This is a genomic window from Agromyces sp. Soil535 (assembly GCF_001428255.1).
Lineage (GTDB): Bacteria > Actinomycetota > Actinomycetes > Actinomycetales > Microbacteriaceae > Agromyces.
On record NZ_LMRW01000026.1, the window covers coordinates 221,158 to 245,999 of the forward strand.

Here is a 24,842-nt window from a genome sequence, read left to right on the forward strand (position 1 = left end):
ACTTGGCGCAGCGCGCGCCCCCGGCACCTGCCACACGCCATCCCTATCCGTCGAAGAAGCCGTCAAGGATGCTGCCGATGACGAGGCCCCCGAGGATGCCGCCCATCATGTCGCCCCCGCCGCTGCGTCGGCCGCCGCCCCAGCCCTGGCCACTCCACTGCCCGGGATCCTGCGGTCGCGACGCGTCGATGTCGCGCTGAGCGAGCCGCAGGGCCTCGCCTGCGAGGTACGCGACACGCCGGGCCATCGCCATCGCCTGTTCTCGGTGATCTTCATCGATGGCGGTGACGGCCGCCGCGGACGTGCCCAGATAGTGGTCGAGGTCGACCCGGATGCGCTCGGACTCGGCCAGCCGGGTGCGGGCGTCGGCGCCGATCCAGCCGCGGTGCCCGGCAATGACGTCGCGGGCGACCGCGAGCTGCCGGTCTGCGTCGTCGATGGCATGGCGCACGTGCTCCAGCGGCGGAATCGGACGCGCCGCGCGCTCGCGGGCCGCCGCGATCGCAGCATCCAGCCCCGCGTTCGCCTCGCGAAGCCGGCTCAGCTGGGTGAACGGGTCGGTGTTGACGCCGGCCCGCGGGAGGGCGGCGAGGGCGGCCTGCAGCGCGGTGATCGCGGTCGCGACACCGGGTGAGGGCGTCTCCTTGAGCGCGACAGCGACGTCGCCGTGGGAGTCCTCGACGATCGCCGCCAATGTGGACTCGGCCCGCAGCGCCTCGATCTCGAAGGTCTCCACCGCATCGAGGAGCGTCGCCGCTCGGCGCACGGATTCGGTCGATGCCTCGAGCGCGAGATTGGCCTGCTCGCGCTGCCCGGCCTCGCGCCGGCGCTCGGCCACGCCCGCGCTGTGCTCGGCGAATCCGAGCAGCTGATCGGCCTCGGCGGGGTTGGCCTCCACCTGGGCGAGCGCCTCTGGCGCGTAGCGGGCGGCGAGCCGTTCGATGGTGTCGCGGGCGTGGGGGATGCGGGCACGTAGGCGCGCGGCATCCGCTCGCACACCGGCGATGATCTCGGGAGCCCGCCGCGCCCGCGCGATCCGCTCGGCGAGGGCGGAGGTGTGCTCGTCGAGCACGTCTTGCGCCCAATCGCACAGCTGCACGATGCGCGCGTTGCGCGTGCGCAGCTCGTCGGCGGTGTCGGGGATCTCGTCGTGATTGAGCTGGTTCAACCGGAACGCCTCGCCCAGGTGCTGCCGCACCGCAGTGAGCGCCACGCGCAGCTCCGACGTCGCGTCGGGACCCAGCTCGGCCTCGGCGAAGACGAGCTCGTCGGTGGTGACACGAATGCGCTCGTCGGCGGCGACCAGGGCGGTTCCAGCCCGCTTCGCCAGGTCTGCATCCTGGGCTTGGAGCTCAGCATCATCACGTTTGCGCTTGCCCCAGAATCCGGCCATGCCTTCGATCATATGGGCGGCGCTGGGAGGCTGCTGTGGGGCGCGGTCTTCGGCACGTGAGCACTCCCGATCCCAGACCGGGCGCGGATGCGGCCCATCGGGGTGGGACGCGCCCAGCTGCGATGCCGACTGCGCGTGCCGGTCGTCGCCGGGGTCGCCAGTCGCTACGATGCGGCATATGAAGACCCGTTCCACGGCCGCCATGCTCGTCGCGCTCACGCTCGCGTTCGCACTCGCCGGATGCTCCAGCTCGACCGGCACCGTCGAGCCGACGACGCTGCCCACCGAGTTCAGCGGAACCGGCTCGTTCGTCGCAGGCGAGGACATCGCGCCCGGCCGCTACCTCCAGGCTGACCCGGAGCCGGCCTGCCGGTACACGTTGCTGAGCACGGACGGTGTCAAGATCACCTTCGGCAAGGGCGACGCGCTGCTCATCGTCGGGGACGGGCAGACGGTCAGGATCGAGGACTGCGGCACGTACGAATGGCGCCGGGAGTCCTGACGGCCGTCGTCAGGGCGCGCCCGCCGAGCTCGCCGCTGGGGCCCGACTCCAAGCACTCGGGCGGACTCTCGAGGCGCCGCCTGATTGCGCCGGCCGGCGCGGGAGCCCGCGCGCTTCGCCGCGATGTGCTCGCCGACGGTGGTCGGCTCGTAGAGATCGGGGTGCAGCGCATCGGGTTCCGGTGCGACCTCGGCGGATCTGCATGCCCACTGCCTGCGACTGCATGCAGTCTGCCTGCATCGCGGCTATACTGACGGCATGCCCGTAACGATCACCGTCCGCGCCGTCCCCGACGAGGTGCGCGACGTGCTTGCCGCCCGTGCGGCCTTGGCCGGCAAGTCGCTGCAGGAGTACCTCAGCGCGGAACTCGAGACCCTCGCATCACGGCCGAGCGTGCTCGAGGCGGTCATGCGGGCACGGGCGCGCGCTCGTACCTACCCGCCGGTCGGTCCGGCCGATCTCATGGCCGACCTCGATGCCGACCGCCGCTGAGCACGTGCGGCGTCGGGCGGATGTCCCGGCACCACTCGTCGTCGACGCATCCGCCATCGTGACCCTGCTCATCGACCCCGGCTCCGCCGGCGATGCCGTCGCGGCGCGCATGCGCCACGCCACCCTGCTCTCGCCCGCGCTCATGCCGTTCGAGGTCGCGAACGTGCTTCGACGACGGCGCAACGCCGGCCTGCTCTCGGCCGCGGAGGCCGACCTCGCCCACGCGGAACTCCTCGAGCTGCCGGTCGAGCTCTGGCCCTGGCAAGCCACGGCCACGCGCGCATGGGAACTCGGCGCCAACCTCTCGAGCTACGACGCCGCGTACGTCGCCCTCGCCGAGGAGACGGATGCCCTGCTCCTCACGCGCGATGCCCGGCTCGCGTCGACGCCGGGCATCCGTGCTCGCGTGGAGCTGGTCTGACTCAGGCCGCTGCGGCCAGGTCTGTCTCGACGGTGACGAGCGTCGGAAGCTCGGCGGCCACCTCGTCGCTCACGTCGTCGCTGTTCTCGCTGCTCGCGTCGAGCGGGTTCGTGATCTCGTCGCGCCGCATCCGTGCCGCGATGATCGCGACCACCCCGATCACGAGGGGCGCAACCCCGGCGACCAGGAACACCACCGGCAGCCCCAGCGACTCGCCCGCCGGCCCAGCAACCGCCATCGACACGGGCATGAACGCCAGCGAGACGAAGAAGTCGAGGCTCGAGACGCGGCCAAGCATCTCCGGCGGCACCCGGCGCTGCAGCAGCGTGCCCCAGATCACGACGCCGCCGTTGAACGCGGCACCCACCAGGAAGGCTGCGATCGCCATGATCCAGATCTGGTCGGTGAGGCCGAACACCGCGAGCGGGAGGCATCCGAACGCCCAGAGCAGGTTCATCACGGTGAGGTAGCGGCGCGGCATCCGGAGCGAGGCTATGACCGCTGCGCTTGCCCCAGAATCCGGCCATGTCTTCGATCCTATGGCGGGTCGTGATCGCGAACGATTTCGACGCGTTCGCGACGGATGACGCGGCGGCCTGGTACGACGGATGAGGCTGTTGCTGGACACCCACATCCTGCTCTGGTGGCTCGCCGAGGATCGGCGGCTCAGCGCCGACCATCGCGCGCTGATCGCGGACGCATCCAACCTCGTGCTGATCTCCGCGATGACGGTCGCCGAGATCGCGATCAAGGCATCGCTCAGCAAGATCGAAGCTCCCGACGACCTGCTGCCAACGCTCGAAGCCGGCGGCTTCGACGAGCTCACGTTCGAGTCTCGCCACGCAGAGGTGCTTCGGACACTGCCCTGGCATCACCGTGACCCGTTCGATCGGATGCTCATTGCACAGGCGATCGCCGAGCGACTCACCGTGCTGACCGCCGATCCGCACTTCACCGCCTACGGTGTCGAACTGGGCTGACGGCGCGCGGCTCGGCTCGGACACTGGCGATGATCTCGGGAGCCCGGCGTGCCCGTGCGATCCTCTCGGCGAGGGCGGAGGTGTGACCCGCACTCACCCGAAGGCGATCACGATCGCGGTGACGATACCGATCCCGACGAAGTGGTAACCGCCCGTCACTGCGCCGTAGACGAACGGATGACGCATGGTCGGCGTCATCGCATTCGTCACCGAGACCGCGGCCGCGATGCCGGCACCGAGCACGACGGTGAAGAGCGCACCGTCCCAGAACCCGGCCAGCCCGATCGCCTCGGCCATCCAGGCGGTCGCCACGGCGATCGCGATGCTGCTCACGAGCGGGATGACGTAGTACGACGTCGGGAACCGCTCGCCCCGCTGCCGCTCGTGACCGACGGCCCGGTCCCACGCGCGTCCGAACAGCGGCGAGAACCACAGCGCACCGAGCACGAAGTACGCGACCGCGCCAAGCACCGCCGCCCACCAGTTCACGGCACCGGATGCCTCGATCATCGACTCCTCCTCATCTCGACGCCGCCGACGATCCGCCCTAGCCGACGATCTGCCCTCGCCACGGATGCGTCGATCGTCGCCGAGGTCCATGTCCCGCGTCTTGCAGAAATCCGACCGCGTGATCGCCAGAATGGGCACATGCGGCAGCCCGCGCCGGCACCCACGAGTCATCCGATCCGCCCCGATGAGCGGTCGGGCATGCTGCATCCGCGCAACGTCGAGCGGTTCGCCGCGAGCTGGATCGATCCGCATCCCTCGGTCGCCGACGTGGTCGACCGCTACTGGCACGTGACGTGGGACCTGCCGGCCGGTGAGCGCATCGACCAGCGCATCATCGACCACCCGGCGGTCACGCTCACGATCGAGTCGGGCGAGGTGCCCGCGCCCCTCGTCGTCACCGGGGTGCAGGGCCGGGCGTGGCGCCGACGCATCACCGGATCGGGTTCGGTCTTCGCGATCCGGCTCCGCCCAGCCGGGCTCGCGGTCGTCAGCGACCTCGCGGTGCGCGACCTCGCGGATGCCACGACGCCCGTCACCCCGACCCTCGACGCTCGCCTGCACCGGCTGCTCGCAACGATCGAGCCGGCGACGGATGCCTCGGCGCGGGCGTCGGCGGCCGACGCCGCGATCGCCGCCCTGCTCGAGGAACGTCCTCTGGACGCAGAGCTCGAACTCGCGAACGAAGCGCTCGTGGAGCTCGCCGACCGCGTGCGCCGCCGCACCGGCACGACGCTCGCCGCTCAGTTCGGGGTGAGCGACCGTGCGGTGCAGCGCGCCCTCGCCCGCACTGTCGGCCATGGCCCGAAGTGGGTCGCGCGCCGGGTGCGCCTGCAGGAGGTCGCACGGGTGCTCTCGACGGATGCCTCGGCGGAGCTCGCCGACCTCGCCGTTCGGCTCGGCTACGCCGACCAGTCGCACCTCAGCAACGACTTCCGCGGCGTGGTCGGGCTGTCCCCGGGCGCGTACCAGCGCTCCGTGCGGGCGGCCGCTGGAACCGGATCCGCGCGGTGATGCGTGCGGCGTCGCGCTCTGCCAGCATCGACACCATGAGCGGACCGAGCACGATCCCGACGCCGTATGGTCCAGCGACGCCGACCCCTGCGCCACCCACTCCCACGCCCAACCCCAAGCCGCATATGGTCGGCATCATCGCCCTGGCCGCGGCGGCGGTCGGGTTCGTCATCACCTGCATCCCCGGCGCGCTCATCTTCGGATGGGGACTCATGCTGATCGCGTTCGTGCTCTCGCTCGTCGCCCTGTTCCTGAAGGGTGCGACGTGGCCGGCGGTCACCGGCCTCATCGTCTCGATCTTCTGCCCGATCATCGCCCTCTTGATCTCCTTCGCCATCGACTCCACGCCGTTCGGCGGGACGCTCGGCGACTTCGACGACTCGATCCCCGAGTCATCCGAGTTCGTTGAAGATCCCGCGGATGACCGCGACTTCGTCCAGATCGCGCCGCTGTCGGCGGTCGGCGACCTCGCGTTCGGCGACACGATGGTCTACGAGGACGGCTTCGAACTGACCGTCTCGGCGCCCGAGCCGTTCGCGCCGAGCGAGGACGCCCTCGGCGTCGACCAGGACAGCAATGTCGTCTTCACCCTGACAATCACGAACAACTCGACGCAGGAGTTCGAATCGTTCCCGTGGCCTTGGGTCACTTCCGGCGGTCAGGGGGCCACGGGGATATCCGACGTCAGCGACAACCAGCTCGTTGTCGGTCCAGGGCCCGAGGCCCTGATCGTGCCGGGAGGGTCCGTGTCGTGGACGTCCGCGTGGTCGGTCGCCGACCCGGGCTCGCTGACGATGCAGGTCTCGCCCGACTTCGTATACGAGGAAGCGAATTTCACGAACGTGGAGTAGCCGGGCCTGCAGCGCCCTGGATCGATGAGGCTGAACGGCGCACACCTTCCGACCTCGGAACCTACGTGCGCAACCCCGCGTCGTAGGCGGCGATGATCGCCGCGGCCCGGTCGCGCGCGCCGAGCTTCATGAAGATCGCCGACACGTGCGACTTCACCGTGCGCTCTCCCACGCGCAGCTGCGCCGCGATCTCGCGGTTGTTCGCCCCGCGGCAGATGCGGCGCAGCACCTCGAGCTCGCGTGGGGTCAGCTGCTCGAGGGCCCGGATCGCCGTCGGAGACGCCGACGCACGATCCTTCGCCCGCGCCAGCACCCGGGGAAGCACCCGTGGGTCCAGCCAGGCTCCCCCGGCGGCGACGGCGCGCACCGCCGCGATCAGGTCTTCGGCCGGGCTGTCCTTGAGCACGAAGCCCGCGGCCCCGGCCGTCAGCGCTCCCCAGAGCACCGAGTCGTCATCGAACGTCGTCAGGGCGAGCACAGGAGGGGAGTCGGGCAAGGCCCGCAGCCGCCGTGTCGCCTCGGGGCCGTCCATCCGCGGCATCCGTACGTCCATCAGCACGAGGTCGGGCCGGTGAGCGCGAACCGCCGGCAGCACGCCCGTGCCGTCAACGCATTCGGCGACCACCGAGATGTCGGGCTCGGCACCGAGGATGAGCGCGAGACCGGCTCGCACCATGGCCTGGTCGTCGACGAGCACGAGCCGAAGTGGCGCGGTCACGCGGCACCCCCGACGGGAAGCCGGCACTCGACGACCCACGAGTCGCCCTCGGGCCCGCTGCTGAGCACGCCGCCGAGCGAGGCGGTCTGCTCCCGCAGCCCGATGAGCCCGTACCCTTCGGGACGGGGACCCGTCGCGCCGGTCGGCGTGAACTCGTTGGAGACCCGGGCGACTACGGCGTGATCGTCGATCCCGATCTCCACCGTGGCCGACGTGCCAGGTGGGCTGTGCCGGGCGGCGTTGGCGAGCGCCTCCTGCACGACCCGGTAGAGCGCGAGCCGGAGGGGCAGCGAAAGGGGTTCCGCGGTGCCGACGATACTCAGCACCACCGGAAGCCCGGCCGAGCGATAGGTCGTGACGAGTCGCTCGAGGTCCAACGATGCCGCCTCTGACTCGTCGTCATCCCGGAGCATCCCGACGGCCCCGCGGATGGCGTCGAGACTCTCGCGCGACACCCGTTCGGCCTCGATGAGGGCCGCCTCTGCGGCATCCGGATCTTTGCGCAGCACGCGACGCGCCCCGCCGACGTGCAGCACGACGACCGTCAGCGAATGCGCCACGAGGTCGTGCACGTCGCGGGCGATCCGATGCCGCTCCTCGCGCGCAGCGGCGACCGCCAGCTCCCCTTCGGCAGCGCGCAGTTCGTCGGCCAGCCGCGTGGCGCGCCGCAGGAGCACCCCCACGAGCACGCCGAACGCGCCGCCGAACGCGAAGTAGATCGCGCCCACATCCCACTCGACGCCGAACAGGAAGGGTACGAACGGGAGCACCATGATGACGACGGTGACCGTGACGACCAACCAGCGGTCGTCGGACCTGCTGGCGAGCCGGCTGGCAGCCGCGAAGCTGAGGAAGAGCGCAGCGCCGATCTCGGAGAGGGCGATGACGGGGATCACGGGGACGATCGCGAGGGCCACGAAGGCGAGCTGGGGGAGCTCGACGCCGAATACCAGCAGAGCCCACGGCACCAGGGCGATCACCATGGCCACCACGACCGCGGGATTGAACTGCGCACCGACCACGGCCAGTACCGCGGCGACGAGGGCGATTCCGGCGTAGACGAGGTCGGTGACCCGCGAACTCGCCACGACTGAAGCTCGCTTCATGCGTCGCTCCTTTCGGCCTTCGCCTCAATGAAACCGCATCGGAAGGGTCCGCGCCTCGTCCCGTGGTACGAGAACGAGGCGTTCCCCGGTGCGATGACGGCTGGACGACCGGCGCGGAGCATCGAGGTATGAACACCTCGATCCCAACCACTCTTCGCCTCTCCTCCCGCCCATCGGCAGCAGGCGCCGTGCTCGCGGTCGGCGCCGGCCTGAGCGCCGTGGGGTTCGCGATCGCCGTCGTCGGCCTGATCGTCGATCCGACCGTGCTCACGGGGGCTCCCGCCTGGATGAAACCCGCCAAGTTCTCGTTCTCGATCGCGGTCTACCTGCTGACGCTGCGCTGGATCCTGTCGCACGTTCGGGGCCGCGCTCGGCTGCTGGCGGTGCTCAGCACCGTCATCACCGTCGCCCTCGTCGCCGAGATCGCGCTCGTCGAGATGCAGGTCCTCCGCGGCACCACCAGCCACTTCAACGAATCCAGCGACTTCGATGCCGCGGTCTTCTACGCGATGGGCGGCATCGTGTCACTCGTGCTGATCGCGACCATCGCCGCCGGCGTGCTCGCACTGAAGCAGCGAGGCATCGACCGCGGATTGGCGGCAGGGCTCCGCTGGGGAATCGGCGTCTGCGTGCTCGGTATGCTCGCGGCGGTCACGATGATCTTCAACAAGGGCTGGAACGACTCCGGCGGACACACCGTCGGGGCGGCGGATGGCGGCGCCGGAATGCTGATCACCGGCTGGAGCCTCGAGCACGGCGACCTGCGCGTGGGGCACTTCATCGGGCTGCACGCCCTGCAGTTGCTTCCACTGCTCGCCTGGGCGCTGCTGCGGTGGACGCACTTGGACGCAACCACCCGCGCCCGCCTGCTCAACGTGGCGGGGACGACCTACACCGCGGTCGTGCTGCTCTTCACCTGGCAAGCGCTTCGCGGGCAGAGCGTCGTTCGCCCGGACGGCGAGACCCTGGCGGTCGCCGCCGCCCTCGCGGGACTCGCGGCGGTGGCCACGGTCACGGTGCTGCGGCGAAGCCGTCGCACGACCGCCGTTGGTTGAGTAGGGACAAGGCACGCACCAATACGGCTTCATCGTGTGCCATGCGCGCCCCTCCCTGCTCGACGTTCTTCCCCGTCTCACCATTGATGGTCCGGGTCATGTCCATGACGCTTCGTGCTGCCTTGCGGGCTCAGCCGATTCGGCGACGTGGATGACGACGCTTCCCCGTTTGCGACCCGAGTCGACGTATCGGTGGGCTGCGGCGATGTCATCGAGCAGGAACGTGCGGTCGATGACGGGACGGAGATCCCCCTCCTCGGCGAGGTACATCACGTACTTCAGGTCCTCGGCGCGGTATGGGCCCGGGCCGGTGACCACCGTGATTCCGTACCGTCGACCGCCCCGCTTGGCCGATAGGAGCGATCGGAGGCCGGCGGCGACGAGCAGCACTGCGCCGCCGGCGTTGACCCTCGCATGGACACGGTCGACGGGCGCGTTCCCGACGCAGTCGATGATCACGTCAAACTTGGACCCGTCTGCGGTGAAGTCATGGACGGCGTAGTCGATAGTGCGCTGCGCGCCCAGGCCAGCCACCATCTGTTCGTTGGCGGCACTGCAGACACCCGTCACATGCGCCCCGACGGCTTGGGCCATCTGCACAATAGCGGAGCCGACGGCGCCGGACGCGCCGTTCACCAGAACGGTAGTGCCACGCTGCACGGTGACCTGGTTGAGATAGGCCTGAGCGGTGAGGCTCCCGAAGACAATGCTCGCCGCTTCGTCGAAACCCAGGTTGCGGGGCATGCGGGCGACAGCATCGGTGGCCTTGACGATGGCGTACTCGGGGTGCCGGCCGGACCGGCTGTCCGACATTGCGACCACCTCGTTGCCCGGTTCGAACCCGTCGACATCCTGTCCGATGGCTTCGACGACACCGGCAACATCCATTCCGGGCACCGGCCGGGACCGTGATCGGCGGTCGGCGGCGCTGAGAGTTGTCGCGTGGACCCTGATGAGGATCTCGTCCGTCCTCGGATCCGGGCGAGCTGTTTCACGGACTTGAACAACCTCCAGGCCGCCGAAACGGCGGTGCACCGCAGCTTTCATGATTTCCTCTCCATCACAATGTGACCGGTACAGCACGTGGCAACCGGCCGTTGCGTGCAGGTTGCCGACTCTCCCCGTGCGGACCAGGCGTTGTTGGGCAGCGATGTCAAGCGCGCCGACAGGCTTCGTGATCCTGCGCTGGTGGGGAGCAGCGCGTCGCGCGCGGCTCCCCACCAGTGCTGTTTTGTGGAGACCGCGGTCGTGGCGCGTGCATCGGGAACGGGCGGTGGACGCGGGCCTTCTGTGCCGATGCCGTCACGGTCAGTCGCGCAATTGCGGCGAAGACCGGTGCGGCCAGCTTGGCAACGGGTCCGCGTGTCTCATGCGCCCTCGCTCACTTCGAAGATCTGGTCGGCCACCAGTCCGTGCGCTTCGCGGTGCACTGTTGCGGCCGCCGCCGCGTCCGGCGCCTCCACCAGGCAGAAGATCTTGCCTTGGTCGGGGTCGACCCAGTACCGCAGGTAGTTGACGTCGTAGCGTCCCTGGGTCTCCAGGTCAGCTGCGTGCGCCTGCTCGGCATCGGTGATGCCGACAGGACCGCCCAGCGTGTGCACATCCATGAACAGTGCCATGGTCTTGCTCCTTCTCAATCGTGGTTCGCAGATGTTTCTGCGACAACACGCAAGGTACGGAGCCGGTGAGTGACCGTGCGTGTGACGACCTCGGTGTCCGATGGGTCGAATGGGCACACGCCTCGTCACACGTCGGCGGTGCATGCTCCTGGTCATCGATACGAGCAGGAGTACGACCATGGAACTGAAGGAGATTCTCGATCGCACCGCCGATCGCATTGTTGCCGATGGGACGCGAGCCGAGTCGTTGGCTCTGCGGGTGATGGAGGCTGCCGCTCGGGACCTGTGCCCCGGGGCAGCAGCGGCACTCATCGACTGGAACGGCTCGGAGATTGCGCGCCTTCGGGCGTTTGGCATCGTGCATGGGGTGTTGCTCAGGGACCTACCGGCGACCACGCAAACACAACTTGCGGTGCAACTGGCCGGCGCCTCCGTTCACGAGCTCGCGGCGTGATCGTGCTTAAGATGTCATTGTGTTGCGCATCCGATTGATCGGGCAACCGTCACTCGAACGCGACGGCCAGCCGATTCCGGGTCCGCGGGGGCACAAAACGTGGGCCGTCTTGGGCAGGCTGATCCGATCGTCAGAGGCGGTGTCCCGCCAGGTTCTCGTCGACGAGTTGTTCAGCGAAGCCGATGATCCCATGGGAGCGCTTCGATGGTCGCTGGCGGAGTTGCGCCGGCGAACCGGTCTGGTCGATACCTTGGGGGGCAACCCGGTCTCGTTGGCGCTCGGCGTTGAGGTGACGGCTGATGTACTCGACGTCGCGGCGGGCGTGGTCACTGACGACATCATCGAAGGACACTTCCTGCAGGGCATCGAGGTCAAGGGATCGCCGGGCTTCGAGTCCTGGCTTCTGATCGAGCGTCAGCGGGTTGATGGCGAGGTGCTGTCGGCGTTACGGCAGGCAACGCTCCGCGCCCTGTCGGGCCGCCAGTTCGACCGGGCCGTCGCACTTGCCGGCGCAATGCTCCGGCAAGCGCCATACGAGGAGGGCGCACACGTTCTGCTGGTCAAAGCCCTCGCCTCGTCAGGAGACGCGGACGCGGCGATCCGGCAGGCCGACGCCAGTGAGGCGATGTTTGCTGTCGAGCTCGGTGTCACGGCGACCCCTGCGATCCGCGCTGCGGCACGACCCACCGTCGCTGCACCGATACCGGGGATCCCTGCGCGGGCCACGTCGGTGTCACTGTGCGAGGCGGGTCTCGCGGCGCTCTCAGCGGGCGCGGCCGACGCGGGCGTCGAGTGTCTGCGCGGTGCCTCGGCCGCTGCCGAGGCATCAGGCGACAAGGAACTGCTCGGGCGGTGCCTGATGGAACTCGGCACGGCTCTCGTGCACTCGATTCGCGGTTACGACGACGAGGGTGCGGTCATTCTCGCAAGCGCTGTCGACCTGGCAATCGACGCGGGAGCGGAACAGATCGCGGCCCGGGCCCTCTCGGAGTTGGCGTATGTCGACGTGCTGGCGGGACGACGAGCGAGCGCAGCGGAGTACCTCCAGAAGGCGGGCGGCCTGGCGGCCGATGACCCGCCGCTCATCGCCGCCCTGGCGGGAATCGAAGCCATGAACCTCACCGACTGGGGTCGGCTCGACGCCAGCGTGGAACGGTTCCGAACGGCTGTGGAGTTCAGCCGAAACGCCGGCGCCGTTCGCCGCGAAGCATGGAATCTGGGTATTGGCGCACGCACCTTCTACCTTCTGGGACGGCTGGATGAAGCGGCGGAGTGGGCCCACCGCTCGTGCGCGTTGGCCGATGCCGAACGTTGGACGGCATTCCGGCCGTGGCCCGAAGCCTGGCTCGCCCATGTCCGCCTTGCCAGAGGGGACGACCCGCGCGTGGTGCGCGAGGCTGCAGAGGAGACATTCGCTCTCGCACGACAAGTTCAGGACCCCTGCTGGGAAGGGCTCGCCGCGAAGACCATCGGCCTCACGCACCTGGCCGAGGGGCACCACGAAATCGCCTTGGATTGGATGAAGAACGCGGGCACCATCTATCGACGGGTGACCGATTCGTACACCTGGGTGGAGGTGGATGCATTCCTTGCTGAGGCCCAGGCCGCGCTGGATTTCGGAGACGCCGATCGCGCAGAGGCGGTTGCCCGGCAAGCCGTTGCGATCGCCGCCAAAGGGAGCATGGATGATCTCTTGGACCGTGCACAGCGACTGCTCAAGTCCGCTGTCTGACGCACGCGTCCGACGCCGCCGTCGCCGTGGGCCTCCGCGATCTCAGGTGCCAAACCGTTGAAAGGGCGCTTGACCGTTACGGAGTCGTGTCGTTCCGCAAGGTGGCTCGTCTCGGGACTCTCGATCGTGAAGGGGATCCGCCTCACGCCGTGATCGCGGCAAGCTCGCCAGTCGAAGAAGGAGTCAGCTCTGCGGCATCCGGTTCGGCCTCCACCGCGTCGAGCGGGTTCGCGATCTCGTCCCGCGTCATCCGCGCCGCGATGATCGCGACCACCCCGATCACGAGCGGCGCGAGCCCCGCGATGAGGAACACGACCGGCAGCCCCAGCGACTCCCCCGCGGGCCCCGCGATCGCCATCGAAATCGGCATGAACGCGAGCGAGACGAAGAAGTCGAGGCTCGAGACTCGGCCGAGCATCGCGGCGGGGACCCGGCGCTGCAACAGCGTGCCCCAGATCACGACGCCGCCGTTGAACGCAGCGCCGACCAGGAAGGCCGCGATCGCCATCACCCAGATCTGGTCGGTCAGGCCGAACACCGCGAGCGGGAGGCATCCGAACGCCCAGAGCAGGTTCATCACGGTGAGGTAGCGCCGCGGCATCCGGAGCGAAGCGATCACGGCCGAGCCGACCGCGCCGCCGATGCCGAACGCAGCCAGGAGCAGCGCGTGCTGCTCGGGGCCGCCGCCGGCGACGTCCTTGATCACGAACGGCACGAGCACCTCGAACGGCCCCATGATCAGGAAGATCAGCAGCGACGCGAACGTGAGCGTGCCGAGCAGCCACGGCGTGCGCAGCATGTACACAAAGCCCTCGCGCACGTCCACGAGCAGGGCGACGGCCGGATGCCGCGTGCCGCCGGCCTGCTCAGCCACCGGGCGCTCGCCGCGCAGCGGCACTTCGGGCACCTTCAGGATGCACACCGCCGCGACCACACCGGTCAGGGCAGTTACGGCGAGCGCCGCGCCGGGCGACGAGACCGCGATGAGCGCGCTGGCGAGTGCCGGGCCGCCGGCCTGCATGAGCACCGGCCGGGCCATGCCCTCGAAGCCGTTCGCGGCGAGCAGCTGGTCCTCGGGCAGCACGCTCGGCAGCAGTGCCGAGTACGCCGGGTAGTACAGCCCGGCCATCACACCGCCGATGAACGCGACCACCGCGAGCTGCCATGCCGCCAGTCCGCCGCTCAGCGAGAGCATCGCCACGATGCCGACGCTTGCGGCCCGCACGACCTCGACGACGAACAGGATCCGCTTCTGCGACATCCGATCGGCGAGCGCGCCGCCAAGCAGCGTCGTCAGCAGCATCCCGATCGCCGAGGCGCCGGCAACGACCGAGAGCTCGGCCGCGCCGCCGCCGATCGCGACGATCTGCCAGACCAGCGCGACCATCCAGATGCCGGCGCCGACCATCGACGACACGAGCGCCGCCGCGAGCCAGCGGTACGCCGGGTTGCGAAGGGGCTTGAGGGCCCGGGGTGTTGACATGATCCTGTCTCCGTGATCGAGAGAGCCGATGCTTCGAGTGGATGGCTCGAAGGATGCTTCTACTCAGGCGTCGATCAGGGGCAGGGTGAGATCGACAACAGTGCGGGATTCATGCGCGTCCGCGAGTCGATACGGGAACGTCACCCCGTGCGGTCGCCCGATCCCATACTTGGTACGTGGCTACCGACTCATCCGTTGAAGAACGCAACAGGAAGCGCTACCTCCGGTTGCTGTGGGTATCGCCCGTCGTGATCACGCTGCTCGGAGTTTCCTTCCTCTTCATAAGCGACGAGAAGCCATGGCTCCCCTGGCTCGCCTTCGTGCTGGCGATCGTCAACGTCATCGCCAACATCGTTGAGACCCGAAAGGTCAAGGCGAAGGCCACGCAGAAAGAAGGCGATTCGTCGCAGCAGACGGATGCGTCCGCCGTGAGGTGAGGGCGGTGCGCTTCAGCTCACCGACACTTGGTGGGGAGGAGCGAAGTGCGAGCCGTCGGACACTCGTCCCTCTGGGTGAGTGGCGTCAACGGCGGGGATGGCGGTACCTAAGTACCGAAGTACCGCCAATTCCCGAATGCTCACTCTCGCCACCCAACAGCGAGGGGCTGAAACGGCGCTGACACCGAGGTGCTCGTCCGCGCCGCGTCTCAGACGGTGCCTTCCGGAGGCCAGACACCGATGATGACGGCCATGACAACAACCGTCACGAGCTCGTGCGCGATGTTGAGCACGGTGAGCGACGACGGCCGTCCTTCGAAGGCGTCGTGGGTGATGAACCTCGCGGCCGTGAACCCCGCCCACAGGATCACCGCCGTGAGGAGCGCCGCCACCAGGTAGCCGCCCTCGTAAAAGTGCCACGCGATCGTCGAGGCGCCCGCGAGCACCCACGCGGTGACGAAGCTCACGAGCACGGTCACGACCAGCGGCATCACCGCACTCGCGTCAGGACGATCCATGTCGACGTTCGCGAGCTTCGCCCACCGCGTGCCGAACACGCCACGCGCGTACCAGATCGCTCCGACGGCCATGCTCGACGCCGTTGCCAGCAGTACCGCCCAGTAATTGATCTCGGGGACCATCTCCGCCTCCTCGCCGCGGCCGAGGCCGCGCCTGCCCGTCGCCGCGCTGCGCTGCGCTGTCGCTGGGCGAGAGCGTACTCCCGTCGCGGTGCTGGCGGGCTACAGAGCGCCGAGGTTCGACGACGACGGATGTCACGACGCGACGAGTTGCCACTTCACCGGGATCGCGTGGCGGTTCGCGGCGCAAGCGGCAACCCGAGGAAGGCAGCGCGCCACGGGCGACGCACTGTGCCGTCCGGGAGGCTCGCTCAGTCCTCCGGTGATGCAGCCCTCTCCGGGTCGAGGGCCCCGTCGGGGAACAGATCGGCGATCCCATGACGGAACCGCAACTCCAGATCGGTTGCCGCCCGGTAGCTGGCACGAAACGCTTCTGCTTGGCTGCCGGGGTTCTGTTCTTCGGCCACGATCGCGTTGCTCAGGCCGAGATCGACGTGGAAGATCTCATCTGCGAACGGCGACAACCGGTCATGCACATCGCGATCGAGCATGGCGATCACCGCGAGTTGGGAGACGATCGCCGGGAAGAGCCGATGTGCCTCTTGGTCGTAGGCCGTGACCATCTCCTTGTTCATCCGCATCCGCTGGACGCAGTCCCACATGAGCCATGCCATCGAGTGGATCGACGCACCAGCAGCGACCGAGAACTGCCGAACGGCCTCGCGCAGTTCCGAATCCAGGGCCGTCCGGCGCGCGATCCTGGCGTTCTCCTCGCCCACGATCCGCGTGTTCTCGGCGAGGCGGTGAAGCGCATCCTCGAACTCCTGCTTCGTGGCGAAGTTCTCGGCCTTCACCCGCAGATATGCGCTGATCCATCCGGTCATTGCTCCGAATACCGCCGCGATCACCGCGGGAATGATGAGTGCCCACAGCCCGACCGACGATGCGGGCGCATCCGACCCCTGTGCGATGGCGATTTCGTGAATCATCCGCTGCTCCAACCGACAGGCGTGAATCTATCGCCTGGAAAGACCGCACGCACCCATCGGAAGCGTCGACGAAGGAGGGGGAAAGGTATCGGCTCGCACGTCAGCCCTCCGTGTGATCCGCCTCAGTGCAGGCTGAGCACGTCTTCGAGCGTCGCGGGCGTCGCCTGCAGTAGCGGCTCGCGCACCTCGGCGCCCGGGAACTCGCTCGCCTCGAAGAACCAGCGGCGCGAGGCCGGCTGCCCCACAGCTGCGCCGCGGGGGGGACGGATCGAGCCCGAGGCGGGCCCCACCCGTTGGGGGACCCGCCTCGGCCGCGACGTCTACTACTCGATCCGCGTCCATGCGTAGTCCGCGAAGAGCAATTCGTCGCTGGCGACGGGCGCCTCGATCTCGGTGAGGGTGAGGCTCGCATCGTCGACGGTGAAGCGGGCGGAGAAGAACAGGCCGCCGGGGCCGCAATCGCCGCCCGGTCGGTAGGTGATCGTCACCCGGTCGCCGTCCACGGTATAGGCGCCATCGCAGTGGCCGGTCACGCCTGTCGGGCCGACGCCGTCGAGCGCGAAGGTGCCGTCGTCGAATGTGAACGTGAATGTGCCGGCCGCGTTCTTCGCCTCCTGCGCCGGCAGCCCCATGTCGAGCAGGCGCTCCTCCGTCAGTTCGGGCGCCTCGAAGACGCCGTCGAGCGCGGCGACATCACCTGGGCCCGACTCCACCGCATCCGTGATCGGAGCCTCACCTGTGCAGGCGTCCGGGATCTCCGGCGTCGCGGCCGGCCCTCGTTCCCGCTTGAGTTGGAGGATCGCCTCGTAGAGCGGCGCCGCGGCGGGGTCGTCCGCGAGTTCGGCGTAGGTGCCGGCAAGCGCGTCGCGCATGGCTGCGAGATCCGATTCGGATGCCTCGGCGAGCCGGGCACCATCCGCGCAGGCGGAGTCGATCGCCGCGTCGTCCAGCTCGGCGTACTCGTCGGTGCGATCGACGACATCCCGCGCCGCCTGCTCGATGATCGCGCCCTGCTCCTCGGAGAGCCGATCGGACAGCGTCGGGTTCGCGATCAGCACGGAGCTCCTCGGCCACAGCACGAGGTTCGTCGTCGCGTACGGGACGATCTGCTCTCGGCCCTCGTCGAGCATGAGGAACGAGTTCTCGAGGGTGGAGATGCTGCCGTCGTAAAGGCCCTCGTCGCGTTCCTTGAATCCGACGTCGAGCGGCACCGCCCCGAGGGCTCGGAGGGCGTCAGCGGCGGGCGTCGAGTGGAACGACGCGACGACGCGACCCTCCCAGTCGGGGAGCGAGAGCACCGGGGCATCCGATGTCAGTGGAACGCGCAGTGACCCCGGCATGACCGCGAGCCCGACCACGTCGAGCCCATCCAGCGCAGCGAGCGCTCGCGTCGCCTCGTCACTCGTGGCCGCCGCTTGCTGGAGCGCGTAGTCGTCGATGAGCATCGGAGCCGTCATCGCCGCGAGATCGCTCACCCCGAGATCGCCGAGCACGCGGGTTCCCACCCATCCGAGGTCGGCGTCGCCGTCCGCCACGGCAGCGACCAGCCGCTCCTCCAGGTCGTTCGCCTCACCGCAGCAATTGCGGACGACCTCGACGGTGAGCGCACCGTCGGACAGCTCGTCGACCCGCTCCGCGAACCAGTCGACCGCGGGGTCCAGTTCGGGGCCGCCGTCGATGTGGAACAGCGTGACCGTGGTCGGATCCGACGACGCAGTGACCGTCGCTCCGGCCGCGCATCCGCTCAGCGCTAGGGCGAGCGCCGTTGCGGGAACGACGCTGATGAGTAGTGCACGCATGATGCATCCTTTCGTTCGTGATGCGTGGCACGGTACGGAGTCGGAGCGGATGCGGCACCGTGGCAGGTACCCGGCTGTGCGAGCGGATCCTCGTGGACAGCCCCGAGCGGACGGCTATTCGATCCGCTGCCAGGGCTGGCTGCCCCAGAGCACCTCGCAGAACTCCTGCGAGTCTGGGCCGTCCGAGCAGATGACGTCGATGAAGCGCAGCGCGCCATTCTTGTAGGTCCAGCGGGCGCTGAAGAGCATCCCGTCGGCCGCGGTCCCGCACGACTCGCCGACTGGTCCGAGTCGCACGGTCACCCGTCCGTCCTGGACTCGGTAGGTGCTGCCGGGGCATTCCCCCTCGACGAACACGCCGTCCTCGAACGTGAGCGTCCACACGCCCGCGTGCTCCTGCGCGGTGCCGGCGTCCACCCCGGCCGCAATGAAGTCCTCGTACTGGATGTCGGCACGGAACGCGCCTTCGGGGAACGCCGCCGTCTCATCATCGAGTCCGCTCGCGCCATCGGACCCGTCGGAGGTCGCACGATTGCAGGGCTGGACATCCGAATCTGTGTCGGATGCCGCCGGCTCGAGCGCCTCGATCGCCTCGATCGTCTCGCGGACCACAGGGTCGCGCGCCATCCGCTCACGCACCGGACGCGCAGCGGCCTCGAACGCGGCGACCGCCTCAGGCCCTGCGAGCGCGATCGAGCCGACGGCGGCGCAGAAGGTCGCGGCGCTCTCCGCTTCGGTCGGATTCGTGTCGATGACGTACCGCACGGTCTCGTCGGCCGCACGTCGAACGGCGGCCTGCAGTTCCTCACCGAGGCCTTCGAACCAGGCTGTGTTCGCGACCGCGGTGTTGAGCTTCGCGAACAGCGTGACGTCGCCCGTGAAGGTCCCGCCGCGCGGCACGCTCCCGAGCTGCGCGTATGCGGACTCGGCCCCTTGGACCCGGCCGGCCTGCACCGCAGCTGCGAGGTCTTCGTTGCCCAGGGAGGTCGGAGTTGCGCCAAGCGTCTCGATCAGGTCCCATGCGGTGCGATCGAGCGATCGCACCGTCGCTCCGCGGAGATCCGCAACGTCGAGGAAGGGCGCGGCGAATCCGATGGGGTGACGCAGCGTCTCGGGGAGCAGGGCGAGACCGATCAGGCCGAGGCCGTCGAGCTCGCCGAGCATCTCATCTGCGAGGTCGCTCGTCGCGATGGCATCCATCGTCGACTGCTCGGTCACGAGGAACGGCGTCTTGACCGCCGACAGGCGCTTCGCGCCCTGCGCGATCCAGACGAAGTCCGGGAGGACGGCGAGGTCCACCTCCCCGTCGATCACCATGTCGCCGACCACCGGGTCGCCGTTGCCGGGGTCGACGACGTGCACCTCGTGGGCCTCCCAGCGGATCTCGGGTACGAGCGCTCCGCCGGAGTAGTCCTCGATGAGCGCCGCGAGGTGCTCCGCGTCGTCGCTGACCGGTCGACCGGCCGAGTCGGCGAGTCCGATCACGAAGGTCTGCGGCACGATTCCGGGCCCGGCCTTGGAGGCCGGCGCGTCGACCACGCAGCCACTCATGGCGAGTGCAACGGCGATCGCCGCCCCGGCGGCTGTCGCCGGACGGCCGTGACGGGTTTCGAGCCGGTGGAACGGATGCATGGCGTCCTCCACCCCGAGTATGGACCTCAGCGACGCCGGATGCCCTCGTGGATGGCACGGAGATCGCCGCACCCGATCAGTGGGATCATGTGCTCGTGGCGCTCGTGCCTGCGCAGGTCGGCAGCGCCCGGGCCATGGTGACGGCCGCGGGCGTCTTGATGGCGCTCGGTACCGCGGCCCTCGCCTGGGATCCGCGTGCCGTGCCGATGATCGTGCTCGACCTCGCGGCGGGCATGGCGTATGTCGGCCTCGTTGCGGTCGCCCTGCCATACGCGCGGCCGGTGACCTGGCTCGCCGGCCTCGTCGCCGTCACGTGGTTCGCGGGCACGGTCTGGGCGGGGGCGCTGTTCTGGCACCGGGGCGCACTCGTCTGGCTGCTGCTCGCCTACCCGTTGCCGTGGCCCTCGACGCGGACGGAACGCGCCACGGTGGTCGGTGCCCTGCTTGTCTCGGCCACGCCGTTCATCTGGGCGGCTCCGATCCCGAGCCTCGTCACCGCCGCCGCGCTGGCCGCGGTCGCCGCGTGGTCGACGCGCCGCTCCCCGCCCCACAGCGTGGCGGTCAGCACGGCTCGCCTCGCGCTGGTCGTATTCGCGGCCGTCATCCTCGCCGGGTCCCTGCTCGAGCTCATCCGGCCGAGCGGCGCGGCGCTCGCGCTCTTCGTCGTGTACGAAGCGGTCGTCGGCGGCATCGCTGTGGCCCTCGCCGTGGCCCTCCCTCGCCCGTCACCCGCGGCAGTCGCGGACCTCGTGATCGATCTCGACGGCACCGAGGCGCCATCCGTACGCGAGCGTCTGTCCCGCGTGCTCGGCGATCGCGGCATCCATTTGAGCTTCTGGGATGCCGCAGCGGGCGCCTACCGCGACCGCGACGGGGCGCGGACCGGCCCACCGGCGGCCGGGTCTGGTCGGACGACCACCGAGCTCACCCGCAGTGGCCACCCGTTCGCGATCATCGAGCACGACGCGCAGCTGCCGACGACCCCGGTCCTCGTCGAGGCGATCGCCGGTGCCACCACGATCGTCGACGAGCACGACCGGCTGACCGCCGACATCCGAGCGCGCATCGTCGAGGTCGAGGATGCCCGACGCAGGCTCGCACGGACCGCCGACCGGGAGCGACTCGAGCTGCGATCACGGCTCGGCCGCACGGTCGAGGCGCCGCTTCGCGAACTGCTCGACTCCCTCGGAGGCGTCGCGTCCGGCGGCGCTGCACGGCCGGAGCTCCGGCGAGCACAGGGGATGCTCCAGCTGGCGCTCGCCGAGCTCGCCGCCGCCGCGCAGGGCATCCGACCGGTCGAGCTCGACGGCGGACTCGCCCACGCCCTTCGAAGCCTCGCATCGCGGAACGCGCTGCACATTGAACTGTCGCCCGGACTCCGCACGCGATATCCGCCCGAGGTGGAAGCGGCGATGCATGCCGCGTGCTCGGAGGCGCTGCAGAACTGCGCGAAGCACGCCAACGTCGACCGCGTCGCACTCGAGGTCGTCGACTCCGACTCACGCCTGCTCATCCGCATCCAGGACCATGGTGTGGGCGGCGCCGACGCCTCGCGTGGCGGCGGGCTGCGCGGACTCCAGGATCGGGTGAGATCGGTCGGCGGCGAGGTCCGCATCGATTCCCCCGTCGGTGCCGGCACGACCATCGAGCTCTCCTACCCGGCGGGGCGCGCATGACCGGGGCATCCGCAACCTACCCGTCGGACCGTCCAGAGGCGCGACCTGGCATGGAATCGCCGGCGGGCCGTCGGCCACGGCGGGCCGGCACCACGGAGGCGGTGCAGCCGCCGGGCACCGGACACGTCTCGCGGACGATCGCCCGATGGTCCGTGCTCCTCATCGCCGCTGCGGTCGCGCTGCTCGCCCTCGAGCTCCTCCTGGACGGCAACGTCGTCGGACTCGGCGCGACCGACCCCGTGACCACGATGCTCGCTGCGGTCGCGTTGCTCGGCGGCGCGTCGATCGCGATGACCACCGACCGTCACGCCGAACTGGGCGTGCTGCTCGCGCTCGTTGCGGTCGCGTGGACGGCGCCGCTCGTCGAGGGAGACGCGCGGCTCGGTGAACTGACACGGTCAGCCGCCGCCGTCGCAGCCGGCTTCCTCATTCCGCTCGTGGCCACCGTGGGGATCCGATCCGGCGTCGGTGCATTCTCGAGGTCGGTCGTGCGGCGGATGACCATCGTGAACCTGTGCGCGGCGAGCATCATCATCGGCGCCACGGCGCTGGTCCGCGATCCGCTGCTGGACCCGGACTGCTGGCGCAACTGCAGCGCGAACTCCTTCCTGCTGGGGTCCCTGCCGAGCGCCGCACGCGTCCTCGAGGCCGTCTTCCTCGGCTATGCATTCATCGCGTCGGGCGCTGCGTTGTGGATCGCCCTGCGCGTCGCGCGCGCGGCATCCCGAACCGGATCGGGCGACGGTTCGGTCCTCGTGACCGCGTCCGCGGCAGCGGCGACGATCGCCGGCGCCGTCCTGCTCGCAGTGGAGGCGAGCGGCCCGCCGTCGGACCCGACCGCACTCGTGTATCGGATCCCGTTCCTGGCAACCGCAGTGCTGCTCATGCTGCTCGCCGCCGCCGCCGCGATCGTGGCCGCCAGGGAGCGCCGTCGCCTCGCTGCCCTCGCCCGGTTCTCGGACGACCTGCGACAAACGCCACGACCCGGCCTCCTGGAGGCGGACTTGCGCCGCGTGCTCGGCGACCGACGCCTCCGGGTGCTCTTCCCGACCGGCGAGCCTGGGCGGTTCGTCGATCCGAGCGGGGCCGCGGTCCCGCCGCCCGATCCGACGTCGTCGACGACCGAACTGCGCCGTCCGGGCGGGACGATCGCGGTCGTCGAACACGGCACCCGCCCCGCGACCGTCGGCGTACTGGAGCGGCAGATCGGCGCATCCGCGCGCATCGCCGTCGACAATGAGCGGATCCGTGCGCTGATCCTCGCTGAGCTCGCGGCACTCCGCGAATCCCGTGCCCGAATCGTGGAGACCGGTGACACGGCGCGGCGCGCCATCGAACGCGACCTCCACGACCGTGCCCAGCAGAGCCTGCTCGCGGCGCTCTTCGAGCTGGGGTTGGTTCGGGCACGGGCGTCCGAATGTGGGGATGTCGAACTCGAGTCGCGCGCTCGTGAGGTGATGACGCGCGTCGACGGGATCATCGCGCAGCTTCGGGAACTGGCGCACGGGATCTTCCCGATGGTGCTCGACGACGTGGGGATCGAGGCGGCGGTGGAGCATCTCGCCGAGTCGAGCGACGTGCCGCTCGAGGTGCACGCCGACCTGCCGGATCGCGTGCCGCGAGTGGTGGAGCGCGCCGTCTACGCCGTCGTCCGGCGAGCAGTCGAATGCGCGAATGCCACAGTCGGGGCGATCGACGTCACCCTCGAGCGTTCCGGTGACGACGTACGGGTCCGCATCCGTCCGGCGCCGCGCTGCGACTTGACCGGGGCCCGGGACCGCGTCGGCGCCGTCGGCGGATCGATGGTGGTCTCGGAGGATCGAATGGAGGTGGTGATCCCATGCGGGTGATCGTGGTGGACGACTCGCTGCTCGCTCGGGAGGGGCTTGCGCGGCTGCTGCGCGAGGCGGGGATCGATGTTCTCGCAGAACGGACCGACGCGCAGGGGCTCGTGCCGTTGGTAGAGGCCGAGCGGCCGGACGTCGTGGTGATCGACATCAAGATGCCGCCGACCTACACCGACGAGGGACTCGTGGCGGCGGCGGACGTCATGGAGGCCGTCCCCGGCACGGCAGTCCTGGTGCTGTCGCAGTACCTCGAGACCGCATACGCGATGCGCCTGGTGGAGGAGTTCCCGGAACGGACCGGGTACCTGCTGAAGGACCGGCTGTCGGACATCATGGTCCTCGTCGACGCCATCCATCGCCTCGCCGACGGCGAGACCGTGATCGACCCCACGATCGTCAACCGGCTGCTCTCGCGGCGTCGCCGGATCGACCCCCTTCAGTCGCTCACCGACCGCGAACGGGAGGTGCTCGCCCTCCTAGCCGAGGGCTTGTCGAATCGCGCGATCGGCGACCGGCTCTTCATCACCGATCGCACCGTCGAGACGCACGTCACAAGCGTGTTCGCGAAGCTCGGCCTCGGAGACGACGGCGCGACGCATCGGCGGGTCCTCGCCGTGCTCACGTTCCTGCGCAACGCCGAGGCCAGCAGCACCGCGGTTCCGACGGAGCCGTGAGTCGGCGGACACGGAAGCATCGCACGGATGCATCCGCCTCGCGGCATCCGGGAGGCCACCTACTCCATCGCGTCTCGCATCGAGACCCCGAACCTTCGCCGCAGGCGGATCAGCTCGTACGCGCTGAGTGCGATGTTCACGAGCGGGCCGACGACGAGGAGGCAGACCGAGGCCCAGACCGGAAACACCGGATCGACGCCGTGGCCGCTCGCCTTGGCGAGGCCGAGGCCGAGCGTCCAGAGGCTGAGCACCGCAATGACGATTGCGCCCATCGCGGGGTGGGCGTCGCGGGCCCGGAAGCGGTCGCGTACGATCGCGCGACCGCCGTGAACGATGCCGACGAGCCCGGCGAACGACAGGCAGAGGTTCAGAGTGAGCATCGCGAATATCGCAATCCACCGCCAGTCGCCGAGACCGTACACGAGGGGCATGAGCCAGTTCCAGGCTGCGATGCATCCGAACCATGCCGCGAGCGCGAGCACGCTGACTCCGACGACTCGAACCGGTATGACCGCAGCACGAACCATCCGCCGCCGCTGGCCGTTGCGCGCGAGCACGACGAGAACCGCCGCTGCGACCAGCACCGCGACGGCGACCTGTATCGGCACCAGGAGGGCGCGGTTCACACTCTCGGACCACGCGAACATCAGCCGCTCAGGATCAGGATTCCATAGGAGGTTGGCGACGATCACGAGCAGCAGCCCGATCGCCGAGCGCCACCGGGTCAGGGTCTCGACATGCGGGTCGAGGAGGGGCCTACGCGACGAGAGGAAGCCGATCACGACGCGCGCGACCGCCCACCAGGCCGCCGCGATGAGACGCACGACCCCGCCGACGATCCATCCGATGAGCAAGCCTGCGATGCGTTCCATGTTCCCCCCCC

At 69.5% G+C, this 24,842-nt stretch carries 27 protein-coding genes; 13 read left to right on the plus strand and 14 right to left on the minus strand.

Annotated elements, in window-relative coordinates:
- Window positions 1–43: 43 nt before the first annotated feature.
- Window positions 44–1,393 (minus strand): hypothetical protein, encoded by a 1,350-nt coding sequence (locus ASG80_RS19515; protein ID WP_056733825.1) that lies wholly within the window; start codon window positions 1,391–1,393, stop codon window positions 44–46.
- Window positions 1,394–1,571: 178 nt separating this feature from the next.
- Between ASG80_RS19515 and ASG80_RS23770 the strand changes: the two genes are divergently transcribed.
- The 3 genes from ASG80_RS23770 to ASG80_RS19530 all read left to right on the plus strand — a co-directional run bounded on the left by ASG80_RS23770 (window position 1,572) and on the right by ASG80_RS19530 (window position 2,808).
- Window positions 1,572–1,895, plus strand: a complete 324-nt coding sequence (locus ASG80_RS23770) for a hypothetical protein (protein WP_056733826.1) — start codon at window positions 1,572–1,574, stop codon at window positions 1,893–1,895.
- A 258-nt stretch (window positions 1,896–2,153) separates the two neighbouring features.
- Window positions 2,154–2,387: a hypothetical protein gene (locus ASG80_RS19525; protein ID WP_056733828.1), complete on the plus strand. Its 234-nt coding sequence runs from the start codon at window positions 2,154–2,156 to the stop codon at window positions 2,385–2,387.
- On the plus strand, window positions 2,371–2,808 hold the full coding sequence (locus ASG80_RS19530; protein ID WP_056733830.1) for a type II toxin-antitoxin system VapC family toxin: 438 nt from the start codon (window positions 2,371–2,373) through the stop codon (window positions 2,806–2,808). The genes ASG80_RS19525 and ASG80_RS19530 overlap by 17 nt, the downstream gene beginning before the upstream one ends.
- Before the next feature lies 1 nt (window position 2,809).
- Here the strand turns inward: ASG80_RS19530 and ASG80_RS19535 are convergent, their stop codons facing one another.
- The gene (locus ASG80_RS19535) at window positions 2,810–3,289 is read right to left on the minus strand and encodes an MFS transporter (RefSeq protein ID WP_056733832.1); all 480 of its coding nucleotides are present in this window, start codon (window positions 3,287–3,289) and stop codon (window positions 2,810–2,812) included.
- Between the two features lie 136 nt (window positions 3,290–3,425).
- On the opposite strand from ASG80_RS19535, the gene ASG80_RS19540 reads away from it, so the two are divergent.
- A complete protein-coding gene (locus tag ASG80_RS19540; RefSeq protein ID WP_200952632.1) occupies window positions 3,426–3,788 on the plus strand; it encodes a type II toxin-antitoxin system VapC family toxin in 363 nt (120 codons plus the stop codon).
- Window positions 3,789–3,881: 93 nt separating this feature from the next.
- Here the strand turns inward: ASG80_RS19540 and ASG80_RS23960 are convergent, their stop codons facing one another.
- Complete coding sequence (locus ASG80_RS23960; protein WP_056733835.1) at window positions 3,882–4,298, minus strand: DUF1761 domain-containing protein; 417 nt, start codon at window positions 4,296–4,298, stop codon at window positions 3,882–3,884.
- 138 nt (window positions 4,299–4,436) lie between these two features.
- Here ASG80_RS23960 and ASG80_RS19550 point away from each other — a divergent pair, with 138 nt between their 5' ends.
- Both ASG80_RS19550 and ASG80_RS19555 read left to right on the plus strand, forming a co-directional pair.
- Window positions 4,437–5,309: a helix-turn-helix domain-containing protein gene (locus tag ASG80_RS19550; protein ID WP_056733836.1), complete on the plus strand. Its 873-nt coding sequence runs from the start codon at window positions 4,437–4,439 to the stop codon at window positions 5,307–5,309.
- Window positions 5,310–5,344: 35 nt separating this feature from the next.
- On the plus strand, window positions 5,345–6,160 hold the full coding sequence (locus tag ASG80_RS19555) for a hypothetical protein (protein ID WP_156401968.1): 816 nt from the start codon (window positions 5,345–5,347) through the stop codon (window positions 6,158–6,160).
- Window positions 6,161–6,221: 61 nt separating this feature from the next.
- Here the strand turns inward: ASG80_RS19555 and ASG80_RS19560 are convergent, their stop codons facing one another.
- Window positions 6,222–6,878 (minus strand): response regulator transcription factor, encoded by a 657-nt coding sequence (locus ASG80_RS19560; protein ID WP_082590721.1) that lies wholly within the window; start codon window positions 6,876–6,878, stop codon window positions 6,222–6,224.
- Window positions 6,875–7,984 (minus strand): sensor histidine kinase, encoded by a 1,110-nt coding sequence (locus ASG80_RS19565; protein WP_082590723.1) that lies wholly within the window; start codon window positions 7,982–7,984, stop codon window positions 6,875–6,877. The genes ASG80_RS19560 and ASG80_RS19565 overlap by 4 nt, the downstream gene beginning before the upstream one ends.
- A gap of 128 nt (window positions 7,985–8,112) precedes the next feature.
- On the opposite strand from ASG80_RS19565, the gene ASG80_RS19570 reads away from it, so the two are divergent.
- Window positions 8,113–9,039 carry a hypothetical protein gene (locus ASG80_RS19570; protein ID WP_056733842.1) on the plus strand — a complete coding sequence of 309 codons (927 nt, stop codon included), beginning with the start codon at window positions 8,113–8,115 and terminating at the stop codon, window positions 9,037–9,039.
- A 96-nt stretch (window positions 9,040–9,135) separates the two neighbouring features.
- Here ASG80_RS19570 and ASG80_RS19575 read toward each other — a convergent pair whose 3' ends face one another.
- Window positions 9,136–10,086: an NAD(P)-dependent alcohol dehydrogenase gene (locus tag ASG80_RS19575; protein WP_082590725.1), complete on the minus strand. Its 951-nt coding sequence runs from the start codon at window positions 10,084–10,086 to the stop codon at window positions 9,136–9,138.
- Window positions 10,087–10,406: 320 nt separating this feature from the next.
- Window positions 10,407–10,658: a DUF4242 domain-containing protein gene (locus tag ASG80_RS19580; protein ID WP_156401969.1), complete on the minus strand. Its 252-nt coding sequence runs from the start codon at window positions 10,656–10,658 to the stop codon at window positions 10,407–10,409.
- A 178-nt stretch (window positions 10,659–10,836) separates the two neighbouring features.
- Between ASG80_RS19580 and ASG80_RS19585 the strand changes: the two genes are divergently transcribed.
- Window positions 10,837–11,112, plus strand: coding sequence for a hypothetical protein (locus tag ASG80_RS19585; RefSeq protein WP_156401970.1), 276 nt, complete (start codon window positions 10,837–10,839; stop codon window positions 11,110–11,112).
- Between the two features lie 109 nt (window positions 11,113–11,221).
- A complete protein-coding gene (locus ASG80_RS19590; RefSeq protein WP_156401971.1) occupies window positions 11,222–12,844 on the plus strand; it encodes a BTAD domain-containing putative transcriptional regulator in 1,623 nt (540 codons plus the stop codon).
- Between the two features lie 142 nt (window positions 12,845–12,986).
- Here ASG80_RS19590 and ASG80_RS19595 read toward each other — a convergent pair whose 3' ends face one another.
- The gene (locus ASG80_RS19595) at window positions 12,987–14,327 is read right to left on the minus strand and encodes an MFS transporter (RefSeq protein WP_056733851.1); all 1,341 of its coding nucleotides are present in this window, start codon (window positions 14,325–14,327) and stop codon (window positions 12,987–12,989) included.
- A 176-nt stretch (window positions 14,328–14,503) separates the two neighbouring features.
- Here ASG80_RS19595 and ASG80_RS19600 point away from each other — a divergent pair, with 176 nt between their 5' ends.
- A complete protein-coding gene (locus ASG80_RS19600) occupies window positions 14,504–14,764 on the plus strand; it encodes a hypothetical protein (protein ID WP_156401972.1) in 261 nt (86 codons plus the stop codon).
- Between the two features lie 209 nt (window positions 14,765–14,973).
- Here the strand turns inward: ASG80_RS19600 and ASG80_RS19605 are convergent, their stop codons facing one another.
- From ASG80_RS19605 to ASG80_RS19620, 5 genes are all read right to left on the minus strand, one after another.
- Complete coding sequence (locus ASG80_RS19605; RefSeq protein WP_056733856.1) at window positions 14,974–15,405, minus strand: DUF1761 domain-containing protein; 432 nt, start codon at window positions 15,403–15,405, stop codon at window positions 14,974–14,976.
- Window positions 15,406–15,653: 248 nt separating this feature from the next.
- Window positions 15,654–16,331 carry a hypothetical protein gene (locus tag ASG80_RS19610; protein WP_056733857.1) on the minus strand — a complete coding sequence of 226 codons (678 nt, stop codon included), beginning with the start codon at window positions 16,329–16,331 and terminating at the stop codon, window positions 15,654–15,656.
- Window positions 16,332–16,453: 122 nt separating this feature from the next.
- Complete coding sequence (locus tag ASG80_RS24770; RefSeq protein ID WP_255355615.1) at window positions 16,454–16,576, minus strand: hypothetical protein; 123 nt, start codon at window positions 16,574–16,576, stop codon at window positions 16,454–16,456.
- A gap of 78 nt (window positions 16,577–16,654) precedes the next feature.
- Window positions 16,655–18,130: a TRAP transporter substrate-binding protein gene (locus tag ASG80_RS19615; RefSeq protein WP_056733859.1), complete on the minus strand. Its 1,476-nt coding sequence runs from the start codon at window positions 18,128–18,130 to the stop codon at window positions 16,655–16,657.
- Window positions 18,131–18,244: 114 nt separating this feature from the next.
- Window positions 18,245–19,762 carry a hypothetical protein gene (locus ASG80_RS19620; protein ID WP_162256659.1) on the minus strand — a complete coding sequence of 506 codons (1,518 nt, stop codon included), beginning with the start codon at window positions 19,760–19,762 and terminating at the stop codon, window positions 18,245–18,247.
- Between the two features lie 47 nt (window positions 19,763–19,809).
- Between ASG80_RS19620 and ASG80_RS19625 the strand changes: the two genes are divergently transcribed.
- From ASG80_RS19625 to ASG80_RS19635, 3 genes are read left to right on the plus strand one after another with little or no spacing between them, the layout of a single operon-like run.
- Window positions 19,810–21,438 (plus strand): ATP-binding protein, encoded by a 1,629-nt coding sequence (locus tag ASG80_RS19625; RefSeq protein ID WP_056733862.1) that lies wholly within the window; start codon window positions 19,810–19,812, stop codon window positions 21,436–21,438.
- Between the two features lie 50 nt (window positions 21,439–21,488).
- Window positions 21,489–23,288, plus strand: a complete 1,800-nt coding sequence (locus ASG80_RS19630; RefSeq protein ID WP_056733865.1) for a sensor histidine kinase — start codon at window positions 21,489–21,491, stop codon at window positions 23,286–23,288.
- On the plus strand, window positions 23,279–23,959 hold the full coding sequence (locus ASG80_RS19635; protein WP_056733868.1) for a response regulator transcription factor: 681 nt from the start codon (window positions 23,279–23,281) through the stop codon (window positions 23,957–23,959). The genes ASG80_RS19630 and ASG80_RS19635 overlap by 10 nt, the downstream gene beginning before the upstream one ends.
- Window positions 23,960–24,018: 59 nt before the next feature.
- Here the strand turns inward: ASG80_RS19635 and ASG80_RS19640 are convergent.
- A partial coding sequence (locus tag ASG80_RS19640) for a hypothetical protein (RefSeq protein ID WP_235508412.1) occupies window positions 24,019–24,842 on the minus strand: 824 nt, incomplete at its 5' end.

Bases quoted from the DNA above. Each gene is read 5' to 3' on its own strand.
- ASG80_RS19630 (WP_056733865.1), top strand. From the start codon at position 21,489: ATGGAATCGCCGGCGGGCCGTCGGCCACGGCGGGCCGGCACCACGGAG.
- ASG80_RS19535 (WP_056733832.1), bottom strand. From the start codon at position 3,289: ATGCCGCGCCGCTACCTCACCGTGATGAACCTGCTCTGGGCGTTCGGA.
- ASG80_RS19620 (WP_162256659.1), bottom strand. From the start codon at position 19,762: ATGCATCCGTTCCACCGGCTCGAAACCCGTCACGGCCGTCCGGCGACA.
- ASG80_RS19555 (WP_156401968.1), top strand. From the start codon at position 5,345: ATGAGCGGACCGAGCACGATCCCGACGCCGTATGGTCCAGCGACGCCG.
- ASG80_RS19525 (WP_056733828.1), top strand. From the start codon at position 2,154: ATGCCCGTAACGATCACCGTCCGCGCCGTCCCCGACGAGGTGCGCGAC.
- ASG80_RS19530 (WP_056733830.1), top strand. From the start codon at position 2,371: ATGCCGACCGCCGCTGAGCACGTGCGGCGTCGGGCGGATGTCCCGGCA.
- ASG80_RS19570 (WP_056733842.1), top strand. From the start codon at position 8,113: ATGAACACCTCGATCCCAACCACTCTTCGCCTCTCCTCCCGCCCATCG.
- ASG80_RS23960 (WP_056733835.1), bottom strand. From the start codon at position 4,298: ATGATCGAGGCATCCGGTGCCGTGAACTGGTGGGCGGCGGTGCTTGGC.
- ASG80_RS19550 (WP_056733836.1), top strand. From the start codon at position 4,437: ATGCGGCAGCCCGCGCCGGCACCCACGAGTCATCCGATCCGCCCCGAT.
- ASG80_RS19575 (WP_082590725.1), bottom strand. From the start codon at position 10,086: ATGAAAGCTGCGGTGCACCGCCGTTTCGGCGGCCTGGAGGTTGTTCAA.
- ASG80_RS23770 (WP_056733826.1), top strand. From the start codon at position 1,572: ATGAAGACCCGTTCCACGGCCGCCATGCTCGTCGCGCTCACGCTCGCG.
- ASG80_RS19605 (WP_056733856.1), bottom strand. From the start codon at position 15,405: ATGGTCCCCGAGATCAATTACTGGGCGGTACTGCTGGCAACGGCGTCG.
- ASG80_RS19595 (WP_056733851.1), bottom strand. From the start codon at position 14,327: ATGTCAACACCCCGGGCCCTCAAGCCCCTTCGCAACCCGGCGTACCGC.
- ASG80_RS19580 (WP_156401969.1), bottom strand. From the start codon at position 10,658: ATGGCACTGTTCATGGATGTGCACACGCTGGGCGGTCCTGTCGGCATC.
- ASG80_RS19585 (WP_156401970.1), top strand. From the start codon at position 10,837: ATGGAACTGAAGGAGATTCTCGATCGCACCGCCGATCGCATTGTTGCC.
- ASG80_RS19615 (WP_056733859.1), bottom strand. From the start codon at position 18,130: ATGCGTGCACTACTCATCAGCGTCGTTCCCGCAACGGCGCTCGCCCTA.
- ASG80_RS19565 (WP_082590723.1), bottom strand. From the start codon at position 7,984: ATGAAGCGAGCTTCAGTCGTGGCGAGTTCGCGGGTCACCGACCTCGTC.
- ASG80_RS19635 (WP_056733868.1), top strand. From the start codon at position 23,279: ATGCGGGTGATCGTGGTGGACGACTCGCTGCTCGCTCGGGAGGGGCTT.
- ASG80_RS19610 (WP_056733857.1), bottom strand. From the start codon at position 16,331: ATGATTCACGAAATCGCCATCGCACAGGGGTCGGATGCGCCCGCATCG.
- ASG80_RS19515 (WP_056733825.1), bottom strand. From the start codon at position 1,393: ATGGCCGGATTCTGGGGCAAGCGCAAACGTGATGATGCTGAGCTCCAA.